Origin of the sequence: Acinetobacter sp. ASP199, assembly GCF_022700675.1 — a bacterium.
In the GTDB taxonomy this organism is placed as follows: Bacteria; Pseudomonadota; Gammaproteobacteria; order Pseudomonadales; family Moraxellaceae; genus Acinetobacter.
Map to the genome: position 1 here is coordinate 285,780 of NZ_CP062182.1, position 24,247 is coordinate 310,026.

The window sequence follows — 24,247 nt, forward strand, 5'->3', positions numbered from 1 at the left end:
CGAATGGCGTTTAGGGACAATGAATCGAAGTGATCCTTATCCTTGAATCTTTTCTTTTATTCAGCACCATCTGGAACAAAGACATAACCTACGCCCCATACGGTCTGGATATAACGGGCACGCGCCGGGTTTTCTTCTACCAGACGACGCAGGCGAGACACTTGAACATCAATCGAGCGTTCCATTGCGCCCCATTCACGACCACGTGCCAGATTCATGAGCTTGTCACGTGTTAATGGCTCACGTGGATGCTGTACTAAAGCTTTCAGTACGGCAAATTCACCCGTTGTCAGGGTGACCACCTGACCTTCACGCGTTAAGGTGCGAGTAGAAAGATCAAGTGACCATGGACCAAAGCTGACCACTTCCATTTGCTGGCTTGGCGCACCTGGTACTTCACGAACTTGGCGACGTAAGATGGCGCGGATACGTGCTAATAACTCATTTGGATTAAATGGTTTAGGCAGATAGTCATCCGCACCGGCTTCAAGTCCTGCGATACGGTCCGAGTCGCTACCACGTGCTGTCAGCATAATGATGGGTGTATCGATATTGGACTGGCGTAAACGACGACAGATACTCAGACCATCCTCAACAGGGAGCATAAAGTCGAGCACGATCAGAGAAAACAGTTCTCGCTGCAGCAGTCGGTCCATCTGAGTGGCGTCATGCGCAGTCTTGACCACAAAGCCCTTATCTTCTAAAAAGCGTTGCAGCAAGGTACGTAAACGGACATCGTCATCGACAACCAGAATGCGTTCTACCCGATCGGTTTCGGTATGTACTGCATCGGGTTTTTCAGCGGGTACAACTAAACTCATAAGGTGCTCCTTTATTCTTTATTGTCGTCTTAAACAAAAACTAATAGATGTCTTGAGTATACGATTCATTTATAGCGATTGACTATGCTCTAAAGCAACAAAAATTGCAGTTAAAATCAAGGGATGGATACCAAATATATACAGGTAAATGATAAAAGTTTCGCAAATATGAGAGGGTCATGACTTGGATCTAAACGCCATTCTTCAAATATTGAAGAACACTGTCATAATTCCTGAAGATAAATTAATAAAAACAATTGTGGATTTTATAGGTCTGGTCTTTATAATCATGCCATTTAGTACTTATCCTTGTGGGATCAAACACGATGACTGACTTAGTTCAGCAGTTGGCAAAAGAACTTGCCGTACGTCCAACTCAAGTAGAAGCTGCCATCAAACTTATTGATGAAGGTGCCAGTGTTCCATTTATTGCACGTTACCGTAAAGAAGTAACGCAGGGCTTAGACGATACGCAACTACGCCAGCTCGATACGCGTTTATCATACTTGCGTGATTTGTATGAGCGCCGTGAAAAGGTGATTGAATCACTCAAAGAACAAGATAAATTATCTGATGATTTATTGGTGCGTGTGAATGCCGCTGAAACCAAAAATGCATTAGAAGAAATTTACGCGCCGTACCGTCCAAAACGTACCAGTAAATCATTCAAGGCTAAAGAGGCTGGTTTAGGCCCGATTGCCGAAAAAATCTTTAATGAAGCCGTTGATCCAGCAGAAGCTTTAGCGGGCTTTAATCATGAAGATTATCCAGATCAAGAAAGCCAGCTCGATGCGATCCAGCACATTCTGATTGATGACTGGGCACAGAATATTGCGCTGACGACTGAGCTGAAGGCGACATTTGCAAAAACTGCCATTTTAAAAAGTTTAGTTGCCTCTGATGAGAAAAAAGAAGTTGGCAAAAAGTTCCGTGATTACTTCGATTTCTCTGAAAACCTGAACAAAGTGCCTTCGCATCGTCTGTTGGCGATGTTACGTGGCCGTCAAGAAAACGTATTGGGTTTAAAAGTCGATGGTGAAGATGATGCACCACTGGCGCGTATCGAGACTGAATATAATTTAGAAACTATTCAGCCACAGGCACGTCAGGATTTCCTGAAGCAAACTGCAAAGCTGTTCTGGCTGGGTAAAGTTCGTCCAACGATTGAACATTCATTGCTGACAGAAAAACGTCTGGCTGCTGAAACAGAAGCGATGCAGGTCTTTGCTGAAAACCTGCGTCATTTGCTGCTTTCTGCACCTGCAGGGGCGCGTACGACACTGGGTGTAGACCCTGGTATCCGTACTGGTGTGAAACTGGCTGTGGTGAATGAGTCTGGTGATGTACTGGCGCATAGCACGATTTATCCGTTTGCACCAAAAGATGATAAAGAAGGTTCACTGGCCGAGCTGGCACGTTTATGCCGCGAGTTCAATGTCGACCTGATTGCGATTGGTAATGGTACTGCAAGTCGTGAAACAGAGGCGCTTGTGGCTGAAATGATGGCAGCGAACAGCGATCTGAAACTCACTCGCGTTTCTGTGTCTGAAGCCGGTGCTTCGGTTTATTCTGCTTCTGAATTAGCCTCTCAAGAACTTCCAGAGCTGGACGTGTCGATTCGTGGTGCAGTATCGATTGCACGCCGTTTACAAGATCCATTGGCTGAACTGGTAAAAATCGATCCTAAATCGATTGGTGTAGGTCAGTATCAACATGACGTGAACCAGACTGGTCTGGCGAAAACCCTTGAAGCAGTGGTAGAAGACTGCGTGAACTCGGTGGGTGTTGATGTCAATACTGCATCTGCTGCGATCTTGGGTTATATCGCCGGTCTGAATAAATCGATTGCACAGCAGATCGTAGATTTCCGTAAGGAAAATGGCCGTTTTGATAACCGTCAGTCTTTGAAGAAAGTGCCACGTTTAGGCGAGCGTACTTTTGAGCAGGCTGCGGGCTTCTTGCGTATTCTAGATGGCTCTGAGCCACTGGACGCTTCTGCAGTACACCCTGAATCATATGCGCTTGTGTCTAAAATTGTTGAAGCGAAAGCAACAACGGTAAAAGACATTATTGGCAATACTGAAATCATTCGCCAGGTAAATCCTGAAGAGTTTGCTAATGAGCAATTCGGTCTGCCGACGATTCAAGACGTATTGGCAGAACTGGAAAAACCGGGCCGTGATCCGCGTCCAGAATTCCGTACTGCGAAGTTCCGTGATGATATTACAGAAGTTGCGCAATTGACTGAAGGCATGCAACTGGAAGGTGTAGTTACCAACGTGACTAACTTTGGTGCTTTTGTCGATGTTGGTGTACATCAAGACGGTTTGGTACATATTTCTGAACTTGCCAATGAATTTGTCGCTGATCCGCATAAAGTGGTGAAACCGGGTCAAATCGTGCAAGTGCGTGTTTTGAATGTCGATGCTGAACGTAACCGTGTGAACTTATCGATGCGTCCTGAAGGTTCTGCAGCACCTGCGAAAGCACCACGTCAGCCACGTCGCGAAAACAATGAGCCACGTGGTGAACGTAAGCCTCAAGGCAAACGTCCACAGCAAGCACGTCCGCAAGGTGATCGCCCGCATGGTAAGAAACCGCAAGCAGCTAAGCCACAAGAGCAAAAAATTGGTGGTTTGGGTGCATTGTTATTGCAAGCAGGAATTAAAGGTTCTAAATAATCGTTAATTACTAATAAAAAAACCTCCCAAATGGGAGGTTTTTTTATGTCTGATTTTTATGAATTAATCATCGGAACAATCCAGCTAGTGATGATCAGCAAAATACCCAGATGCCCCAGTTTTCGTGTCACATAAACCAGTTTCGATGGTGGCTGTTCCAGCTGCTTTGCATACTCTTCCATGGTGATGCCTTGCTTACCTCGACTGGTAAATAAAAACACGCCCAGATCGATACAGATCAGGATGGTGCCAATATCAGCCACCAATTCCATCAGCTCAAATTGCTGGGTATACAGCGACATGCTAACGCTATAAATCAGATAAAGTCCAAAGGCTATACATGCATATTGCAGGATCACTAAAAATTTCTGCATAAATCTCAACAGTTCAAAAAATTAAGGCAATTATACAAACAATTCGGACAGTCTGCGCCCATTACAAGCTTTGCATCACATCGGCAAAATTCTGCTTCTCAACGAGTTCCAGAAATTCATCTCCCAGGCGCTGACTTTCAGCAATACATTGCTTCCAGAGCTGAATCCGCTGGGCTTGATCCAAACCTTTCAAAGTGAAGTCCTTACGATCCGGTAAACGACCCAAAGGCAAACTTTGCAGATATTCCTGAGAGGGTGAAATTAGCAAAGTTCGTGCCTGATTTTCTGGGCTTGCCGTGCGTTTAAACAGTTTATCGAACCAGCCGGGTGTGATGCTGTCGGTAAAATGCGGATAGAGCACAATCCCTTTGCTCTGGAAGGGCAGGTCTATGTGATAGTCTATCAGGCCACCATCACGGTAATAGCCCTGCGGTGCATCCGGGATGTTATTCACCGCTGCCATTACACCCGGAATGGAGGCAGAAGCCATCAACCAGGACAACACACTCTGTTCGGTCAGGGCATGGTAATGCGTAGTAAAGCCATCATCGGCAATTTTAAACTGTTCACCGATATTCGGCTGGCTGATGACCCGTTGCATGAAATGCCGGCTATGTTTGCGCGCTACTGCTGTAGTTCCGACAATTCCCGCTACAGAAGCCAGTAATGGTAAAGCTTTATCACTTTGGAAAATGTGCTGGGCCTTGATCGACAAGACCGTCAGATGGTAGTCGGGATGATTGACCAGATCGGTTTCCTTGCCCTTGACCAGATCTAGCAGCATGCCACGGCAAACTTCGCTGACGTCCTGACGGGTCATCTTCTTGTGAAAGTATAAATGGGTATACAAGTCGGCAAGACGTTCAGTGCCTGCTTTGGCTCCCCAGGCCGCGACACTGGCAAAACGCCAGCTGCCAATGGATGAACCGACTAGCGTTCTACGCTGAGGGGCACGGGGGAAAAACTCGCCAAAAATTGCCTGATCCAGTCCCTGGATCCCGATGCCTTTGGGGCCGCCTGCAGCGCCTGGCACAATATCGACCTGTTCGGGTTGTAAACCGTCTTTCAGAATCAGCTCACGTGCCTGATGCCCCGCCCGGATTTTCAGGGCAGGCGCATGTTTTTGTAAAATCTGCATAGAGGTTCAACCCATATTCGATCAGTGAGGCTTATTTTAAGCCTCTGCTTACAAGACCCAATGGCAAGATGTGCCCGAAGGTGACTTTAGAGTCATATGCTATTTAGCAAATAAAAAAAAGCCTGAACGAATCAGGCTTGGTTGAACTAGAAACCGTGGTATTGAATACCGATGGATGCTAGTCCATAGCGCTTATCTAAACGAGATGCAGTGACACCGTTATAGAGGAAAGGTACATAACCAATTAAATTATTTTGAAAAATTTGACCCTGTAAATAACCGGTCAACTTAGGTGTAAAGTCATAACTGAATTTGGCACCAAAAGTATGGTTGTCCTTGATCGGTGAGTTTCCAAACTTGCTGATTCGGTCATCAATATCCTTGCGCCATAAACGTTGGTATTGATAAGCGAGCTGGCTTTCAAATTGGCGATAACGCCAGTTCCATGAGCCACCTAGAGAAGTATAGTAACTGTCGTAATTGAGGTCTTTTTTAACATCGAGATCAAATTGGTCAGCATAGTTCCCGATATCAATATCCCGCACAATGAGACCATCGATAAGACATCGACCTATTGGTGTTGCGCTTAAATTGTTATTCGAGTCAATATTAATATTGGCTTTACAGTCCCGGTTATTCCCGGTCAAGTGAACTATTAAATCCAGTTCATCAACTTTAACTTTACTATAACCTAAAGAACCAAATATATTCACTTGGTTCATGAAGTCAATTTTATGTGTATAAATAGTATCAAGCTGAAGTTGGGTATCACGAGGATTAGAAACCATTACCTCATTAATTGTACGACCATTTATATTAGTTGGAGAGGTTTTTGCGACTTCATCCGCCTGGTTGCCCCAAAAAGACAATTTAAAAGCAAGATTAGAGCGATCTGTAGATAGACTTGCTGGAAAGTAAGTAAGGCCCAAGGCGCCGGAATTTAACTTGTTGGTATCTTTTCCGAACTCAATTTCTCGACGCCAGTAATCAGCATTTATAGCCCACTCAGAATGAAGTTGATACTGTGCACTGATATGTCCCCCAAGATAGTCTCCTGAATCACCTTTTACACCTTCACTTTCTCTTAAGTCCAAAAAGTCCACAGTGTCATTGACTATATCTAAGCTGGCATTCGTCGTCAGTTTATTTTTAGCAGGAGTAGCTTGTAAAAATAAATCATCGGGTGCAGCATAAGTATAAGAAATAGTAAATGCTGCAAAAATAAAAAGTAATGATTGATTTTTCAACTTTATTTACCGAATAAGAAGTGAGAGAAAAGCCAGTGATTAATCACTGGCTTTTTTAATTTCTGATTATTGAGTTACGAAATAACCTGTAGTGCTAATACCACTAAAGACAGTTTCAGATTTGTTTTCAATGCCAAATGGGGCCAGATTTAATCCTAAAGCTGCAGATACTGGATACAGGGTAGGAGCTACAAATACTGTTACATCAGCATTAATTGAGCTACTTGCAGCAATCAAATCCTTATAGTCATTATAAGGTTTACTTAATATTGGAAATACAGTCACTAGATCTGCTAAAGAAATTGAATCACCTGTAAATTCAGTATTCTGTGCAACTTCAAATGTACCCTTAGGTGAGTCCGCTAAAGTTGTTTCAATTTCAATGATCGCGCCTGCTGGAATAGTAATATTACTAATAGTAGTACTATTATTAAAAGAAACTTTTACATCGCTAATGTAAGCCGTTAAAGTTTCAAGCTGACCATTTTGACCAATTGCAGCATTTGCCTTGAAACCTAATTTCATCGAATCTGTAGCTATTACTGAATTATTTAAAGTAAATTTCACTTTAGCTAGAGAGTCGATAGAATTCTTATTGATTGAAAGACGAGACTCGGGTTTAGAATCAATAATCTGTTGAATATCGTAATTAGCAAAGTTCAAGCCACTATAGCTAGCTGATGCAATGTTATCCTGAATTTCACCAATAACGGTAGAGTTGTCAGTTAAATAATCTTCTAAATCACCAGTGCTGCCAGTTGAAGTGAGGGCAGTATTGATAATGGTAGTAACAGCTTCTACCTTGGTTTGACTTGCAGTTAAAGCTTGTTGAACATTGGTGTCGGTTGTAGCTGCTATAGCAGCGGTGAACACGGCTGCGACCGCATTAGAATCTACGCCTGAGTTAGTAAGAAGCTGCGTATCCTCTGCAGCTGCTTGCACTGCTTGAACTGCCTCATTAATGGTTAAACCAGAATCTTCAAGTTGAGTTAAAATTTGTTGTAACACAAATACTGCTGCTAATTGTTCATTAGAACCATCAGTAACCGGATCAAATGTGGTTACGTCTTCATTCAGGCTAAAGCCTAAGTTGGTAAGAACTTGTTCAAAATCTGCTGCTGGAAGTTCTGCTTGCAAAGTAGTTAGAGGACTTGCAACAATTTCAGTAGTTGATGCTGCTTGATAATTAATTTCTTTAACTTTTAATTGACCAGCAAATGGAAGTTTGGTAACAGTATCAATCCCACCTGTAATAATGAAACCGGTTTCCTGGCAATTTGGTGTAGTATTAAAAGTAAATTTACCATTTTCATCTGTTTTTAAATCTGGGTAAGCCGCTTCACAGTTAGAATTAGTGAAATCTACATCTGCTCCCGCCAAATAAAAGTCTACAGCGACACCAGAAATTTCTTTGGAGTTAAAACCGGGCTTCGATGAACCACCGCCGCCTCCACCACAGGCTGCCAATAATGAAGTTGCTATTGCTAATGTTGTTAATTTAAATATACGATTATTCATAATAATCCCTAATTTCCAAACCTTTGTTTATGAGTTGTGCGTTATCTTATATCAAATAATAGCTTAAAAAATAAGTAAAATAATTAATTAAATCTACAGCTATTAAATATTCTTTTACAAAATAACTATTAAATAATAGACCTCTTGCGAAAGTCGTTATTGCAAGTTAATTCGGTTTATCAGTGCAGCGATTAAGTTAATGCGTAAACCGAATCTTTTCCGTCTATTTCGATAGCGTTCACTTAATATTCTAAATGTTTTCAATTGACTATTGATGTGTTCGATCACAACTCGTATTTTTCCAAGCATTTTATTGTACTTTTTCTCAACATCAAATAAAGGTAAATTCTTCTTTTTTTTGATTGGCATCAATAACTTAAATCCCTCTTGTTCTAATCCATAGTACCCTAAATCTGTCAGAACATATTCACAATGTTTAAACTTCTTAACCGTTTTTCTTGCCAGTTTAATATCATGCTGACTGCCATTTGATACATCGATCCCTATGATTTGTTTGCTCTGCGGATGATAGATCACTTGGGTTTTTAGTGTATGTTTCTTCTTTTTACCACTGTAGTACTTACTCTGGTTTTTTTTTCGGGCGTTCTATTGAACATTCTGTCGCATCAATAATGACCCAGTTAAAGTGTTCGTCTGCTGTGGTAATACTTCGTTTTGGCAGAGTAAAACATCTCGATTTCATCAAAGCATCTTCAACCTTTTTAATGGTTCGATTCACATTACTTTCAGCGATATGGTAGTATGCCGCCAATTCTAGTTGAGTGTTGTAGTTGCGTAAGTAATTGAGCGTTAATAACAATTGATCCTCTATAGCTAAAGTATGAGGACGACCTGATTTCTTTTTAAGAGATTCTGCTTTTTTTAAAACATCGACCATTTCAGTAAAAACTGGTCGAGGTACACCAACCAAGCGCTTAAATTCAGAATCTGAAAAACGGTTTAATTTCTCATATCTCATGAAATCTATATTGAGGTATTTTTTACTTTCGCAAGAGGTCTAATTTATATATTAATGAAGCAAAAAATAGGCCAACATAGCAAAAATAAGCCTATTTTAAAATGGACTAATTCTAATACATTTAATTATTTAATTATCCGCCATGCAGCTAAAATACTTGCCAATGTAATCAACAGGATAGAAACAAACCAAGGTGAAATAATGGCAATAGACAGTAAAATCGCCATTAAACTGCCGAACATCCAACTACGCTTCTGTTGATGTTCCATTTGCAGACGCATGCTTTGCAGTTCATTAAGCTGTTTGGCGTGCCAGGCTGACTGGTTTTTCAGACCATTCAGGCTGTCAATCATCAGGGTGGGTAAATCCTGCGCCCCTAACAGCAGATCCGGGATTTTCTGTCCCAGTTCTTTGAGGTTCTTTTGTGGATTTACCTGAGCCTTGATCCAGTCCGTCAGAATCGGTTTAGCCAGACTCCAGATATCCAGTTCCGGATAAAGATCTGTTCCTAGGCCTTCGACATGCACCAAGGTTTTCAGTAACAGCATCAGTTGCGGTGGAATTTCCAGATGGAAACGACGGGCAATATCCATGACCTGAATCAAAATACCGGCAAAGTCCAGCTCATGCATCGGTTTAGAGACCATTGGACCTACGGTACGGCGCATTTCGCGGGCCAGGGCATTCTGATCGGTACTTGGTGGAATCCAGCCTGCCTGATGTACAATCTGAATCAACTGCATAAAGTCGCTGTTCATGACTGCCAATAGCATACGTGCTACAGTCATCTGGTCATGCTTGGACAGCTCACCCATAATCGCGCAGTCCAGCGCAATAAAGCGCGGATTGGCCGGATTGATGGTCTCTACAAAGACATTGCCCGGATGCATGTCGGCATGGAAGAAGTTGTCACGGAATACTTGGGTAAAGAAAATGGTCAGACCTTTACGTGCCAGATCAGCACGGTCCATGCCCAGCTCATCAAAGGTAGCAATATCTGAAATCGGTACACCGGTAATCCGTTCTGCGACCAGTACATCCTTACTGTCCATATAGACTTCAGGCACATACATCATGCTAGAGCCGGTGAAGTAATGACGCATCCGGCGGGTATTATCCGCTTCCAGCGTCAGGTCCAGCTCATTCAGAATGATCTGACGATAATCCTGAATGATTTCCGACAAATGTAGCGCACGTGCTGCTTCCAGACGCTTTTCCAGAAAATCACCTAACCAGGTGAGAATCTCAAAATCCTGCAAAATCTGATTACGGATATTCGGACGGGTTACTTTGACTACAACTTCACGACCATCATGCAGGGCAGCGGTATGTACCTGTGCAATTGAAGCAGCAGCCAGTGGTTGAGCATCAAAACGGGCGAACAGGGTATTTACATCGGCTTTGAGAGATTCCTGAATGCGCATCTTGGCCATGTCGTTATCAAATGGCTTAACACGATCTTGCAGCAATACCAGCTGTTGCAGCACTTCAGGTGGAATCAGGTCACGACGGGTCGAAAGCAATTGCCCCAGCTTGATCGCCAGTGGCCCCATTTCCTCTAAAGCTTCTTTGAGCTTGAGCGGGTTTTTACGCTCTCTGCTGGACCACGCAGCCGGATGCATACGAATCAGGGACAGGACATGACGGCCTTTTTCAGGGAGTTCTTCCGCAGGAAACAACGTATCGAGTCGATAATGCGCGGCAATGCGCCAGAGTTCGAGTAAACGTGAAACATGCGGAATCATAAAGTGGTGTACCTAGTTCTGAGTTGAATCTTGTTGATTTTCAATCTGTGTCTGAAGTTGACGAATCTTGGCTTCTACACGATCAATATTTTGGTTGAGTATACGCGTATCTTGCTGTAAATCATCCATTTGCCAACGCGCAGCAAATAGACCACTGTCTTCTTTGAGCGTGTCTTCCATAAAGAATAAGCCGCTTTGCAGACTGCGCTTGAGATGTTTGGGTGCCAGTTGCAGTTTGCCAATTTCATGCGCAAGGGTGGGTCCGATCCACGGGCTTAGATGGGCCGCCAGATCAGGTTCAGCCTGCTGCATGATACGCTGGATTTCCTGCAATAACTTATAGTCACCTTGCAGCGGAATATTTCCTATTTCATCTGAAACCAGCAGTTTTAGCAGTTCAATAACATTATCGACTTGCAAAGTTGCAGTGGCTTCGGAAATCTGCGTAGTACTGCTTTCATAAGGACGCTGTTCAAAAATCGAAGCAGTTTCAGTATGCCCAGTGGCTGTCGGCTCTAGGCGAACCTTGCCATCATCAAAGAATACATCTACAGAAAGCTGCGGTGAGGTAATCACCACACGTAGCATTTTGCCGGCCAATGCATTTAACTGGATGCGGGTAATCGCATCCAGATCAATGAAATGGTGAATCACACGTTCAACGGCACCAAGTGCCAGAATTGACCACATGAATGGGAACCTTAAAGTTTAAAACCACGGTGAACGGCAACAATACCACCCGTCAGGTTATGGTAGTCACAGTTCTGGAAGCCGGCATTTTCCATCATGCCTTTCAGGGTACGCTGGTCTGGGTGCATACGAATTGATTCTGCCAGATATTTATAGCTTTCAGAATCATTGGCAATGATTTTACCCATGATCGGCAATGCCGTGAACGAATACAGGTCATACAGTTTCGAGAATGGCTCAAAGACTGGTTTAGAAAATTCTAAAACAAGCAGACGGCCACCTGGCTTAAGCACACGGTACATGGCAGCAAGTGCGGCATCTTTATCGGTGACGTTACGTAGACCAAATGAAATGGTCAACAGATCGAAACTGTTATCTGCAAATGGCTCTAAAGTTTCAGCATTGGCAAGTACAAAATCGACATTGGTACAGCCAGCATCGATCAGACGGTCACGACCTACATTCAGCATGGATTCGTTGATATCAGATAACACCACATGACCGGTTGGGCCGACTTCACGGCTAAATACTTTTGCCAGGTCACCCGTACCACCGGCGATATCCAGTACATGCTGACCACGACGTACACCTGACATGTTAATGGCAAAGCGTTTCCATAGACGGTGAATACCAAAAGACATCAAGTCATTCATGATGTCGTATTTACTCGCTACGGAATGGAATACTTCTGCCACTTTTTGCGCTTTTTCTTCACTGCTGACAGTCTGATAGCCGAAGTGAGTGGTTGGACCGACATTACCGGTATTCGCACCACGTGGCAGATTATATTTCGGTACGCTACCTGTTACAGGTGTATCAGTCAGGCGTTGTTCTAGCGACTGTTGCTGACCTTGTGGCGCACCTTGTGGGAGTGGTGCAGTTAAGAATGGGCTCACTTTGTCTGTTTGTTGTGCCGACTCAGCTGTAGGGGTAGGCGTAGTATTTTCATTCGACATTGGAGTCACTCCTAACATATCAATGGGGTTAATCTTGCATGCGTATATGGACTGCATAATGACAGATTCTAAGATGTTATACAGCAATCAGCATGCAATTGTTATGAATAATATACAGAAAAATGCGTCTTTAGCTGAAATCTCAGCCGAAAAATTACTCTTTATTGATGACAAAAAGCCAAGCTATACCTTCTGACTTTTTATATCTTTCTGCTGATGCTGTGCGCCATCGCTTCATTAAATGGCGAGTCAAAACTTATTTAACTTCCTGTACGTTTTAGCTTACATAGATTCGGGTTTTTAGCGACTATTTTATAGCAGTAGAAATTTCATATGATAAGTTCATCAGGAACAGGATGTTCCATCTAAGAATAAAAATAGATAAATACAAGGAAAGTAAGGTAGGACAGGAGTTATACCAAGCGAACCAATACGGAAAACCCCGGCAGGATGCCGGGGTTTTTCATTTTGTATCCAGAATTTTTAAGCGTCGCCCAGCTTATGGATGAACTGGTTTTTACCGTAGCGAATAGACAGTTGATCCAGCTCATAATAAAGACCATCGCCAAGTGCATAATCCCCACGTTCAACAGAGATAATCCGTTGTTTATCTGTGCTAATCACAATATGGAAATAGCCTATCTTTAACTTACATTTCAGATCCTGAATAAGCATTGCCTGACCATAAACATCCAAAGATTTATGGCTTGTAATCTGTGTGTCTTGGGCATCAATTTTATAACTGTTTATTGATGGTTTCAGGTTTATTTGTACAGTGCCGCGAATAGATAATTGTTTGTACCCCATTCCATTTTCCCTAATATTCGTTGATATGAGTACATCTATAAAGAATCAAGATATACGGAGACTTAGATAACACGTAAGCAAATCAAGTACGTTGATCATAGACAGATTAATTTATGTAGGTTTTGCGTGATTTTTATAATTTTATTGGGGGCGATAAGCAATGGATTGCTCCGATGACGAATCCGGAACCATTATTTTTTCTATTTTATTGAGACCTGATTTTTTTCTTTTTTCTTTTTTCGTATCGACGAGACGACTACGATTTTAAAAAATGGCTGGCTGACTAGATTGAAAGAATAAGGTCAGCAGATGCTGGCCTTATCTTGAGGGGAGTATTTTTAGCTTCTTTAAGCTGTTAGGAATTAACGGAACGGCTGTGGATCACCAGCATGCACGCGATCAATGATATTACGTTCAGTGGCCGTAAATTCACGGACAAACTTTTCCGCGGACTTCAGCGGTTTCATCGCCAGGAAACCATCCTGCATAAACTCATACATGACTTCAAAACGGTATTTTTCTGCTGCGCCCTTACACATTTTAAATGCTGCCTGCACAATGAACGACCGCATATATTTATCCAGATGCGTACCGAGCTGATCCAGCATGGCTAACTGTTTAAGTCGCTCCTGGCCCTGATCCAGCTTTAAATAGGTCAGACGCATAATTTCATCAGTCAGTGCTTCGGCTGGATGATAATCTTCTAATAACTGCTGTGCCACCTGCTCATCAAGCTGTACCGCAAGAATAGCCAGTTCTACTGCGTGGGTACCAGTCTTGATTGCATTATCCGGAATCAGCTTTTCTGCCTTATGTGCATATCGCGTCAAGCGGGCAATCTGTTCTGCTAGCGCATCAAAGTCTGGTCCACCATAGAGACGGTTCAGGAAATATTCTGACATCAGCACATTTTGCTTTTCTGCAAACTGCTTGGCATGAGTGCGTTGCATACGCTCTTTTTGCCAGAGCTGTACATCCTGCAAACGTTGTTGCAGTTCGGGTTGCTTGTGATAATTCAGTTGATAATAACGTTCCAGAAGATCGTCTAAAACCGCAAGTTTGGACATGGGAAGTTCAAATATGGTTATGGATGCGGGAATCTTAGAACGAGTTAGGATGGCGCGCTATGACAAATTGACCAGTTGCGCTGGATTTGCAGTCAATGTGTTGAAAATATCCACAACAAAGATCGTTTAAAAATCGTAGCGATCGCTATTCATTGGGTAAAAAGCCTGTCTATACTGCATTCAGAGCAAGAAAAACAGAACAGGTTATGACTACAGAACAGCAACAATTTCAGCTGATTGCAGAAGATGAACTCTCGGTACAGCTTATCGATGCGCAATATGCCCTGAAAGATACACGCGGACAGAAGAATGCTAAAAGTTTAGTTGTGTTGGTCAATGGAATAGAACTGGCCGGCAAAGGAGAAGCTGTTAAGCAATTACGGGAATGGGTTGACCCGCGTTATTTACGGGTGAAAGCAGATCAGCCTCGGCCTTTAAATGAAAGGCAGGCTTTCTGGCAGCCTTATGCACGCTTTATTCCGGCTGAAGGGCAGATCATGGTGCTGTTTGGTAATTGGTATGCAGATTTGCTGAGCACAGCCATGCATGTGGCCAATCCTATGGATGAAAGCATGTTTGATCATTATGTCGAACAGATGCGTGCCTTTGAGCAGGATCTGAAAAATAACCATGTTGATGTGATCAAGATCTGGTTTGATCTGCCCTGGAAGTCTCTGCAAAAGCGTTTAGATGATATTGATCCAAGTGAGATGCATTGGCATCGTTTACACGGTCTGGATTGGCGCAGTCGTAAGCAATATGACGCGATTCAGCGTTTGCGTCAGCGCTTTAGCAATGACTGGATCATCATTGATGGTGAAGATGAAACCCTGCGTGACCAGCAGTTTGCCCAGACTATTCTTGCGGCCTTGAAACACTGTCCGGATCATCCTACTAAAGTGAGTAAAACATGGTCCCCGGCGTCTATTCCTGAGGCTTTGCTACAGCCTTCGCGGGAGCCGGTGGATCAGAATACCTATAAGGGCGAACTCAAAAAACTGACCCGTAAGGTGGCCAGCGCAATGCGCATGGATCACCGTAATGTGGTGATCGTATTCGAGGGGATGGATGCAGCCGGTAAGGGCGGGGCCATCAAGCGGCTGGTGAAAAAGCTTGATCCACGCGAATATGAAATTCACACCATTGGTGCACCGGAAAAATATGAATTGCGTCGTCCTTATCTGTGGCGTTTCTGGACCAGGTTACAGCCTGAAGACAAGATCACGATTTTCGACCGGTCCTGGTATGGACGGGTGCTGGTAGAGCGGATTGAAGAACTGATTAGCCCTGCACAATGGCAGGCAGCTTATGCAGAAATTAACCGGTTTGAAAATGACCTGATTGAGGCACAAACCGTGATTATAAAATTCTGGCTGGCGATTTCCAAAGACGAACAGGCTGAACGTTTTAAGGCACGTGAACAGACGCCACATAAACGTTTTAAGATCACGGATGAAGACTGGCGTAACCGTGAACGCTGGGAGGATTATTTGCAGGCAGCGGCCGATATGTTTGAGCATACCAGTACCGATCAGACACCGTGGCATGTGATTGCTACCGATGACAAGGATAGCGCACGTTTACAAATCTTGAAGACTATACTGAAACAGCTTGGCGTAAGTTAATACGACCAAGCTACGTTTTAAATAAGATGATTCTAAATCAAAATTATACAGTTTTAGCTTGCTGTTTTTGCTGGATATTTTTAGCCAGTTTATAAGAGTCTTCCACATGTGCCTCGGCAACTTTTTTCATTACGAAGTAGCCTAAACTTGCCGCAATTAACTGACCACCGAGCGGGATAAATTTGGTCACTTGCTTGGTAATATATTTTGCGGCAACATTATTGATAGATTTTTTTACTGCCGTACGTGCCACTACAAAACCAGAAAATTGTACGCCGCGTTTACGTAATTCATCCCATTGAACCTGTTTGGTTTTTGGATCAAATACGCTGACCTGCTCTGGTGCCAGGCCGAATCGGGCATTGATTTCAGGAATCAGCTGTGACAGGATGCCGACGTCAATCAAGACATCAAGAAACGGTACCGGAATCACGGCCGCACCTGCAGACATATAGGCACGCTTCTTAATCAGCTCCAGGCATTCTTCACGGATCTGTTCTAGATTTAAACTTGGATCAATTTGATCGGGAAATTTGTCTAATTTCATGGGCGATTACCTAAAGATTCCTGTTGTTGTTTTTCTAAAAAAGTATCCTTAAGATGCTTTTTTAAAAGAAATTTTTCTACTTAAGTGTAGATTAAAAGTGACATAGACAGAACAGGGTGTATAGTAAATAATCTTTATTGTTTTGTAGTGCTGCTTTCTTTTAATTTGGGGAATTCATGGCTATTCATGTTATTCAAAGTCAGAAAATTGATGTGCTTTTGGATAGCATGCTGCTGGTTACGACTCAGCAGAAAAGAACTGCTTTTCAGGTGCTTGAGCCGCAGCATTTCATTGTGCCTTCGCCTGCCGTTGAAGCCTGGCTCACCCAGAAAATTGCCGAGAAAAAAGGCATCAGTGCCAATACACAATTTCACCACCGAATTCGTGCTTTCCAGTGGACTTCCTATCAATGGGTGCTAAACAGCCAGAAAGAGCTGGAGCAGGTCCGTGAAGCCAATATTCCACGTATCATTATTAAATGGCGAGCCTTTCAGGCGCTGCGCAAGACCATTCTGGCGGATGAAATTCCACTCAAATCCCAGCATCCGCTGTATTCGATCGTAAAGCGGATTTATGACAGCGCTGACCGTCTGGAACAGCCGAATGAGCGTCTGCTCAAAAAACAAAGCATGCTGTACTGGGTCTGTGAACAGGTATCGCGCCTGTTTAGCCACTATATGGATTATCGCGGCTATTGCGCACGCAATTGTCCGCCGCAACAATGTAGTTGCCCGACCAACTGGCTGAACAACTGGGGACAAAATCTGCCTTTAGAAATAGAGCAGATGCTATATATCCCCAAAGATGAAAATGGTCAGGAAATTCCGGTAGCGGATTTCGTCAAAATTCAGGCCCGGGAACTGGAAGCCTGGCAGCGCTGGCTGTGGCAGAACGTATTTCAGGATGACTATGCCAAAATTCTGGACATTGAAAAGCTGTATTGGGAACGCATCGAAAATCCGGAAACCCGAACGCAGGCCTTAAAACAGCTACCCTCCCAGGTGGTGGTATTTAGTCTGCTGGAACTGCCACCAGCACAGCTAGATTTTCTGCGCCGTCTGGGTCAGTACATCGAGATTTATATTTTCCATTTTAACCCGTCGCAGGAATACTGGGCGGACAGTGTTGACCCGAGCTGGAAGGCACGCTATGACCTGGGTGTACAGGAACGCTTCATTCAGAAATACGAACAGTCGCGTGGAAACAAGCCGAGTGATGAGGAGATTGCTGCATTCTGGAAAAAGTTCCAGCTGAACTTTAATGCTGAAGATCGTGAATCACGTCATCCTTTACTGACCAGATTTGGCAAGCAGGCACGGGATCACTTCTCGCTATTATCCAAACTGTCTTCGGGAGAGGAAGGGCATTGGGCGGATGCCTTTGTTGATGATGATCAGGACCATCTGCTGGCAAAAATCCAGTCAGATATTCTGTATCTGGTAGAACCGGAGCGGCATACTTATCCCTTAAAGCCGGATGATAGCTCGGTACAGATTCATGTCTGCCATTCCTCTTTACGCCAGCTGGAAGTGCTGCGCGAACAGATCATTCACTGGCTGGCTCAGGGCACGGAAGAAGTACCGCGTCAGCCAAGTGACATCCTGGTATTGAGTCCAAACCTGAAAGAACTGGAACCGGCGATTCGTAGTGTCTTTGCACCACCACCACGTGAACGGGAAGGCAACCCGTCCCGTCTGCGCAAAAATAATATCTATCTGCCGATCCAGATATCCGGGGTATCGCGTCTGGATGTCAGCAATGCCTGGCGTGCCGTACTGGGCCGCATTCAGTTGATGCATCGCCGTTTTAGTATTGAAGATTTTGCCGACTGGCTGAGTTTAAGTGCGACACAGCAGTATTATGGATTGGACTATGCACAAGTGGAACGCATCATCCAGCTGCTCAGTGATGCGGGCTTCAAGCGTGGATTGGATCAACAGCATTTACAGCAGCAGCTGTATGACGGTGATGAAGATTATCGCTTTAGCTTCCGCTTTGCTCTGGATCGCTTGGCGCTGGGCATAGCAGTGCCAGAACATCAGCTGTTTGAAGATACCCTCAGTTATGCCAAAGTGCTCAGCAGTGATTTTCCGCTGATTGCTAAGCTGATTCAGATCTATCAGGATTTTAATGAACGCCGCGGCTGGCTGAATGCGCATGAGCAGGGACAACGTACACCGGTAAAAACCTGGCTGGAACATCTGTATCGGGATGTCAATGAATTCCGCAGTCAAGGCGTCGAATCGCTAAAAACTGTGGCAGAGATCATTGAAAAGCAGATGCGTATGCTGACGCTGGCCGATTATCATGATCAGGATGATCCAAATGCGATTCAGGAACTGGTGGCATTAAGCTTGCCATTGCCTTATGTACTGGAAGAAATTCAGAATAGTCTGGATATGCAGCTGGATCAGGCTGAACCGACCGGGCAGATTACCTTTAGTCAAATCGGCCAGATTCGTCCGTTACCTTACAAGCTGGTGGTAATGCTGAATCTGGATACTGGCAAATTCCCGAGCCGCAATCAGCAGCTGCCATTTGACCTGATGAGCATTCTCAAGCCGCAGCTGGGTGACCGTTCTCGTCTGGATGATGATCAGGGCGCATTTTTGGATGCCTTACTGTTGGCACAGGAAAATCTGTGGCTGTTCTATAACGGCTTTGATGTGAATGATGGCGAGGTGCGTGATCCGTCGACTTCACTGCAGGAACTGATTCAGCATATCGCTTTAATTTCCCAATCCGAGCATCCGGATGCAGATGTCGATGTGATGACCGAGATCAATGGCTTGCCAGTCGCGGCGCATATCCAGCAGCTCTATCATGTGCATCCTTTACAGCCGTTTGATCCAGTTGGCTTTAGTGCACCGCGTACCCCGCGCTTTCAGGATCAATGGCATGATGTAGCTTCTTTTCTTTGCAAGGCTGAAGGGCAGCGTCGCAACTGGATTAATACCCATTGTCTACCAGTACAGCAGGAGCAGATCCGGATGCTGCATGGCGAGGAATGGATTCAGGACATGATCTTCCCGGCACGGCTGTTCTTAAAAAGTGTCGGTATTTCCAGCGTGAAATATAAAGACCTGCCCGCGGCACAGGAACCGTTATTGCTGGATAAATTACAGCAATATCAGGTACGGGATTTCTTGCTACAACAAGAGCAGGAGATTGATACCCGGTTGATGCTGGATCGTTTACCAGTCGGCAAAACACAAGAAGCGACCTGGCTAAGTACTCAACAGGAACAGGAATTACTGCAACAGCGCCTGCAACAGTTAGACAAACAGATTACCCGCACCACGCAGCAGAACTATCGTTATTCATCCGATCTGATTTTGCAGATTACTGTGCCGCAGCAGCCCAATGCACCGTATTGGCTGAGCATGCAGTCGGCTTCAGCATCAGAGCGCCGTCGCGCGCATGTCTGGCTGGAATATCTGCTCTGGCTGGCCTATTTAAATGATGACAGCTATACCGCAGAGCTGGAACGGATTGTGCTGTTTAGTAATAAGACTGTGAAATTCTGCAAGGTGACGTCCTCTCAGGCTAAAGAATATTTATCGCATTGGTTTAAGGCCTGGGAAGCAGGTCAGCAGCAGCCGGTGGTGTTGCCAGCTGAGCTGATACTGAAAAAAGACTGGCAATGGCAAACCAATGAACAGGGGCAGATGATCATTGGTGATCTGGATAAGCTGCTGGCGGCCTGGAACAACACTTATGAAAGTACCCGACCGCTAAGTTCGGATGAGTCCTGTGTACTGCATCAGGACTGGCAGTTCATTTTGCAGGATCAGGACCCGGATCAGGCCCTGCAGCATAGCCTGCTGAAATTTGCCTATGATCTGTATGCGCCAATTCAACAACATTTAGAGTGGGTAAAATAAATGACCATGGCCCCTCAACAGCATCATAAAATTTCAACCAACCCGATTCAGGACATGACCTTTACGGGGCTGCACTGGATCGAGGCTTCGGCGGGAACCGGCAAGACCTATACTTTGTCCAGCCTGATGGTGCGGATTTTTCTAGATAAATACTATCCACATCAGGTGATTGCGACGACGTTTACCCGTAAGGCGACAGCCGAACTAAAAAGCCGGGTACGCGCACGTGTGGAAGAAACCCTACGTTATCTCCAACGCTATCAGCATCTTAATTCGGTAGAAATGACCCAGCAGATCGAGCAGGAATCTGATCCGCTGTTCCAGAAAGTGCTGCAAGATTATGGCAGTCGCATGGACTATGCCCGCCGTCGTCTAGGGCTAGTACTAAACCAGCTAGATGAACTGTTTGTGGGGACTCTGGACGGTTTTAGCCAGAAGCTGCTGCGTGAGTTTGCCTTTGAAAGTGGTCGAATAGAACGTGCTGAACTGACTGAAGATCAGGACCTGTATATCCAGCAGCTGATTCACGATGTGCTACGGGAATGGATCCAGCAGCAGCCACAATACGTCATCAATCAGATGTATCTGCAGAACCAGCTCAAAGCCCCGGAGCACTACGTGGGATTGGTACGCGATGCCTTAAATTTTAATGCTAACCATTTTCAGCCAGTACGACATGTGGAATGGGATCTGAGCGAACTGGATGAATGTATCGAACAGCTGGTCAATATCAGTCAGGCAGAACTGCTCAAGATGCAGACTTATTGCACTGAGACACCGAAATATTTTTATAAAAACTTTCACGCAAAACTGTCAGAAATCTGCAGCAATTTTTCTGATTGGTCGGTGCAGCTGAGTGAACAAAAGGGTATGTGCTTCTTTGATCCTGAGCGGAGCAAGCTGGTGCTGAAGCTGTGTCATCTGCTGCGTAATAAAACTGATTTCCAGCCAGGCAAGCAGCGCTTTACCAAAAGCTGTAGTGAAGAGGAGCAGCAGTATTTCCTCAGCCATCCGCTGATTTGCGCTATCGAAGTGCTATGCAACGTTAAAGAGGCACTGGATGAAAAGTTCAAACAGCTCACGGCTTATCTGGAATATCACCTGATTCGTAGTGTGCAGCATCGTCTGCCCCAGACCTTGCAGAAGCAGGGTGAAACGACCTTCTCGCAACAGATTCGTACTCTGACGGAAGCCTTGCAAGGTGAACAAGGCCGCCGTTTTGCCCAGTTTGTGCAGTCGCGTTATCCCTTGATTCTGGTAGATGAATTTCAGGACACCAACCAGGATCAGGATGATCTGCTGGCACGAATCTGGAGGGATGCTGCACGGGTACAGCTTGGTTGTATGATTATGGTGGGTGACCCGAAGCAGGCCATTTATGGTTTCCGTGGCGGTGACATGCTGACCTATAACAAGGCCCATGCTGATGTCCGTTTAAAGCAGGGCCATGAATATACCCTGACCCAAAACCACCGCTCGGTCAAAGCTTTGGTGGAAGTGGTCGATGCCCTGTTCCAGCAGCAAATGGATTTTGGTGAAAGCGTTAACTACAGCTTGATTCAGGCGGGTAGTCGTCCCCATCCGGACCTGATTGATTGCGGACAAGCGAATCCCTATCCCCTGCGCTGGGTCCAGCTGGGTGAGCAGGAGTATGAAGCCGATCAGGTGGCTTGGAAAATCCGTGAATTACTGAATCAGTCAGCGCAGAATCAGCTTTATTTTCAGGGTCAAAATCAGCAGCAAGCATTAATAGAAGATGATATTGCCGTACTGTCCTTTGGACATTATGCACTGGAGCAGGTGAAACAGCGCCTGCAACGGATGGGGATTGCCTGTTATAAAGAATCCAAGCAGAGCGTATTTTCCAGTCTGGTCGCGCAGGATGTCGCCGCGGTGCTGACTGCGATTATGGACCCGTTTAATGAGGCCAAGGTCCGCCGTGCGCTTGTGACCCGTCTGCTCGGCTTTGACCTGAAAAAGCTGCTGGACCTGCAACAGCAGCCAGTGGGCCTGAGTACCTTTATTGCCGATTTTGAAGCGATCCGGGAAATGTGGTTCGACAAAGGCTTCCTCAGCGCCTGGAACTATGCCCTGAATCTGTTTGATGTCTGGACCAATCTGGTGGCGAACCAGAGCATTGACAATGAACGGGTCGTGGTCAATCTGCGTCATTTGACCGAAATCCTGTCGCAGCAAAGTGAATATTATCAGGGTGCGCAAAAGCTGTATCACTGGTATCTGCGCCAGCTACAGTCTCCATCCGGCAAGGACAGTGAAAAAGAACGCAAGCTGTCAGGTGACCGTGGCGTACAGTTACTCACTATCCATGCATCCAAGGGGTTGGAGTTTAAAGTCGTATTTCTGATGGGCGCTGATGCACCGTTCGACGTGAACAAAGGTAACCTGAACTTCTCGCTGGCGGGTCATGAGCAGGACGAGATTCTGAATCAGTCACGAGTGATTGCGGTAAACCGTGGGGACCTGCATGAACAGGCACAGCTACAGAATGCTGCACGGAATGCTGCAGAGAATCACCGGCTTTGGTATGTGGCCCTGACCCGTGCCAGTCACCGGGTATATGCCATGCTACAGGATCAGAGTGGTCAATCAGATTCCTGCCTGGCCTATTGGCGAGGGCAGGGCGAACAGGCCTTCCAGCACCCGCTCAGTTGTATGGAAAATGCCTTAACGGCGGAACCACCGCGTATTGCATTAGAACAGATGAAAACCACAGTGGAACTGGTTGCACATCCTCTACCCGAACAGCAGTTTTATCCACGGACCAAAACCAGCTTCACCGCTTTGTCGCGACATCAGTTACATGCAGCCGTAATGCAGGATGATCTGGTTAGTCTGAATGAACAGGCAGAAAGTGCTGCCGATGAAATCCATCTGGAGACAGAAGCAGAAGTGCTGCAGCAGCCACTGGACTGGATCAAACTGAATTTTCCCAAAGGGACCGTGGCCGGAACTTTCTTGCACAGCATTTTTGAACATCTGGATTTTCAGGATAGCAGTTACTGGAATTTGGAAATTCGTCGCCGTTTCAAGAACACCGCACCGCATCTCTGGACGGAACTGAAAGACCGGTTGCAGCAGGACTTTCAGATTCTGGAACGGCTGCAGCAGGTGTTCCAGCAGCATTATATGCAGGCCACGATTAACCTGAATACCTTGTTCAAGCGGATAGCCAGCAATGCCGGCTTAAAAGCAGAAGCACTCGCTGAGGCTATCAGGCGTGTCATGGCCAGCATCAACTACAAACTGCTGACCACTATCCGCCTGCATGACCAGAGTGTTGCCTATCGGCATACATGGCGCAGCTTCTTCCAGCAGCCACCTTTAGATGTCACTCATTTTCTACAGTTCATGGCGCAGTTTGAGCATTATTTTCTGGAACTGGAGGGTGATGCCTTTATTCAGCAGTTTGAGCAGGAAATGGCGCAGCTGCCTAAAGCAAGCACGTATGAAAATATTGATGTGACAGGTCTGATGCAACAGTCAGCAGAGTTATTCTTTGAGGAATTATCTGAAGATATTCTGCTGAATTTGATGCACGACTGGGTCGGAGAAATCCTGAATACACCGATTCAAGCTGAGTTTTATTTAAGCCAGCTGGATCAGCAGAGTTTCCTGTCGGAATTCCCGTTCTATCTGTCTTTGAGTGATGCACCGCTACAGATCCGCCAGATTCAGCAGCTGTTTACGGATTATGGCCTGATCATGCCGGATTTCAATGAAGCCAAATCGGCACGTTACCTGACCGGGGCAATCGACCTGGTATATTTTGATGGTCAGCGCTATCACATTGCCGACTACAAGAGTAACTATCTCGGTGCCAATCAAGAAGATTATCTACCGGAAGCAATTCATAACAGCATGACCCATTCCAGTTACTGGTTGCAGGCAGCCTTGTACCTGGTTGCCATGCACCGCTATTTAAGTGCTCATCTGCAGGGCTATGACATCCGGCAGCATCTGGGTGGAGCGACCTATCTATATCTGCGTGGTATGAATGGGCAGGTCGGGCAGGGGCTATATCATTGGCAACCTGAAGTCGAATTTATCCAAAAATTGGATCAGATTCTGGGCTATTATGCGATGAATAAATCGGCATAAAATGGCGAAATTGAGAAATATTTACAATAGAAACAGAAAATTATCCTGT

Annotated in this window: 16 protein-coding genes; 4 read left to right on the plus strand and 12 right to left on the minus strand. The window is 45.1% G+C overall.

The genetic code is table 11. The features are described from left to right. Nucleotides 1–56: 56 nt before the first annotated feature. Nucleotides 57–821 (minus strand): two-component system response regulator OmpR, encoded by a 765-nt coding sequence (gene ompR / locus IHE35_RS01380; RefSeq protein ID WP_242788691.1) that lies wholly within the window; start codon nucleotides 819–821, stop codon nucleotides 57–59. A 326-nt stretch (nucleotides 822–1,147) separates the two neighbouring features. On the opposite strand from ompR, the gene IHE35_RS01385 reads away from it, so the two are divergent. Then, a complete protein-coding gene (locus tag IHE35_RS01385) occupies nucleotides 1,148–3,502 on the plus strand; it encodes a Tex family protein (protein ID WP_242788693.1) in 2,355 nt (784 codons plus the stop codon). Nucleotides 3,503–3,558: 56 nt separating this feature from the next. On the opposite strand, the gene IHE35_RS01390 is transcribed toward IHE35_RS01385, so the two are convergent. The 10 genes from IHE35_RS01390 to IHE35_RS01435 all read right to left on the minus strand — a co-directional run bounded on the left by IHE35_RS01390 (nucleotide 3,559) and on the right by IHE35_RS01435 (nucleotide 14,023). After that, entirely contained in the window at nucleotides 3,559–3,876 is a 318-nt protein-coding gene (locus IHE35_RS01390; RefSeq protein WP_242788695.1) for a hypothetical protein, read from the minus strand. A gap of 61 nt (nucleotides 3,877–3,937) precedes the next feature. Then, complete coding sequence (locus IHE35_RS01395; protein WP_242788697.1) at nucleotides 3,938–5,014, minus strand: patatin-like phospholipase family protein; 1,077 nt, start codon at nucleotides 5,012–5,014, stop codon at nucleotides 3,938–3,940. Nucleotides 5,015–5,160: 146 nt separating this feature from the next. Continuing rightward, the gene (locus IHE35_RS01400; protein ID WP_242788698.1) at nucleotides 5,161–6,261 is read right to left on the minus strand and encodes a hypothetical protein; all 1,101 of its coding nucleotides are present in this window, start codon (nucleotides 6,259–6,261) and stop codon (nucleotides 5,161–5,163) included. A 66-nt stretch (nucleotides 6,262–6,327) separates the two neighbouring features. Continuing rightward, the gene (locus IHE35_RS01405) at nucleotides 6,328–7,779 is read right to left on the minus strand and encodes a hypothetical protein (protein WP_242788700.1); all 1,452 of its coding nucleotides are present in this window, start codon (nucleotides 7,777–7,779) and stop codon (nucleotides 6,328–6,330) included. Between the two features lie 156 nt (nucleotides 7,780–7,935). After that, nucleotides 7,936–8,758, minus strand: a protein-coding gene (locus IHE35_RS01410; protein WP_242788702.1) for an IS5 family transposase whose coding sequence is annotated in 2 segments (ribosomal slippage) — nucleotides 7,936–8,376 and nucleotides 8,378–8,758 — 822 coding nt in all. Because the reading frame shifts where the segments join, the coding sequence is not laid out codon by codon here. A 125-nt stretch (nucleotides 8,759–8,883) separates the two neighbouring features. Further along, complete coding sequence (locus IHE35_RS01415; protein WP_242788704.1) at nucleotides 8,884–10,503, minus strand: AarF/UbiB family protein; 1,620 nt, start codon at nucleotides 10,501–10,503, stop codon at nucleotides 8,884–8,886. Nucleotides 10,504–10,515: 12 nt separating this feature from the next. After that, on the minus strand, nucleotides 10,516–11,193 hold the full coding sequence (locus IHE35_RS01420) for a hypothetical protein (RefSeq protein WP_242788706.1): 678 nt from the start codon (nucleotides 11,191–11,193) through the stop codon (nucleotides 10,516–10,518). Between the two features lie 11 nt (nucleotides 11,194–11,204). After that, on the minus strand, nucleotides 11,205–12,149 hold the full coding sequence (gene ubiE / locus IHE35_RS01425) for a bifunctional demethylmenaquinone methyltransferase/2-methoxy-6-polyprenyl-1,4-benzoquinol methylase UbiE (protein ID WP_242788708.1): 945 nt from the start codon (nucleotides 12,147–12,149) through the stop codon (nucleotides 11,205–11,207). Nucleotides 12,150–12,632: 483 nt separating this feature from the next. Beyond that, nucleotides 12,633–12,956, minus strand: a complete 324-nt coding sequence (locus IHE35_RS01430; protein ID WP_242788709.1) for a hypothetical protein — start codon at nucleotides 12,954–12,956, stop codon at nucleotides 12,633–12,635. A 362-nt stretch (nucleotides 12,957–13,318) separates the two neighbouring features. Continuing rightward, entirely contained in the window at nucleotides 13,319–14,023 is a 705-nt protein-coding gene (locus IHE35_RS01435; RefSeq protein ID WP_242788711.1) for a hypothetical protein, read from the minus strand. A 206-nt stretch (nucleotides 14,024–14,229) separates the two neighbouring features. On the opposite strand from IHE35_RS01435, the gene IHE35_RS01440 reads away from it, so the two are divergent. After that, nucleotides 14,230–15,648: a phosphate--AMP phosphotransferase gene (locus IHE35_RS01440; protein ID WP_242788712.1), complete on the plus strand. Its 1,419-nt coding sequence runs from the start codon at nucleotides 14,230–14,232 to the stop codon at nucleotides 15,646–15,648. A 43-nt stretch (nucleotides 15,649–15,691) separates the two neighbouring features. On the opposite strand, the gene IHE35_RS01445 is transcribed toward IHE35_RS01440, so the two are convergent. After that, on the minus strand, nucleotides 15,692–16,195 hold the full coding sequence (locus IHE35_RS01445; protein WP_004890494.1) for a hypothetical protein: 504 nt from the start codon (nucleotides 16,193–16,195) through the stop codon (nucleotides 15,692–15,694). Between the two features lie 176 nt (nucleotides 16,196–16,371). Between IHE35_RS01445 and IHE35_RS01450 the strand changes: the two genes are divergently transcribed. Together IHE35_RS01450 and IHE35_RS01455 are read left to right on the plus strand one after the other, a co-directional pair. Beyond that, entirely contained in the window at nucleotides 16,372–20,079 is a 3,708-nt protein-coding gene (locus IHE35_RS01450) for an exodeoxyribonuclease V subunit gamma (protein WP_242788713.1), read from the plus strand. Further along, a complete protein-coding gene (locus IHE35_RS01455) occupies nucleotides 20,080–24,198 on the plus strand; it encodes a UvrD-helicase domain-containing protein (protein WP_242788714.1) in 4,119 nt (1,372 codons plus the stop codon). Nucleotides 24,199–24,247: the final 49 nt, after the last annotated feature.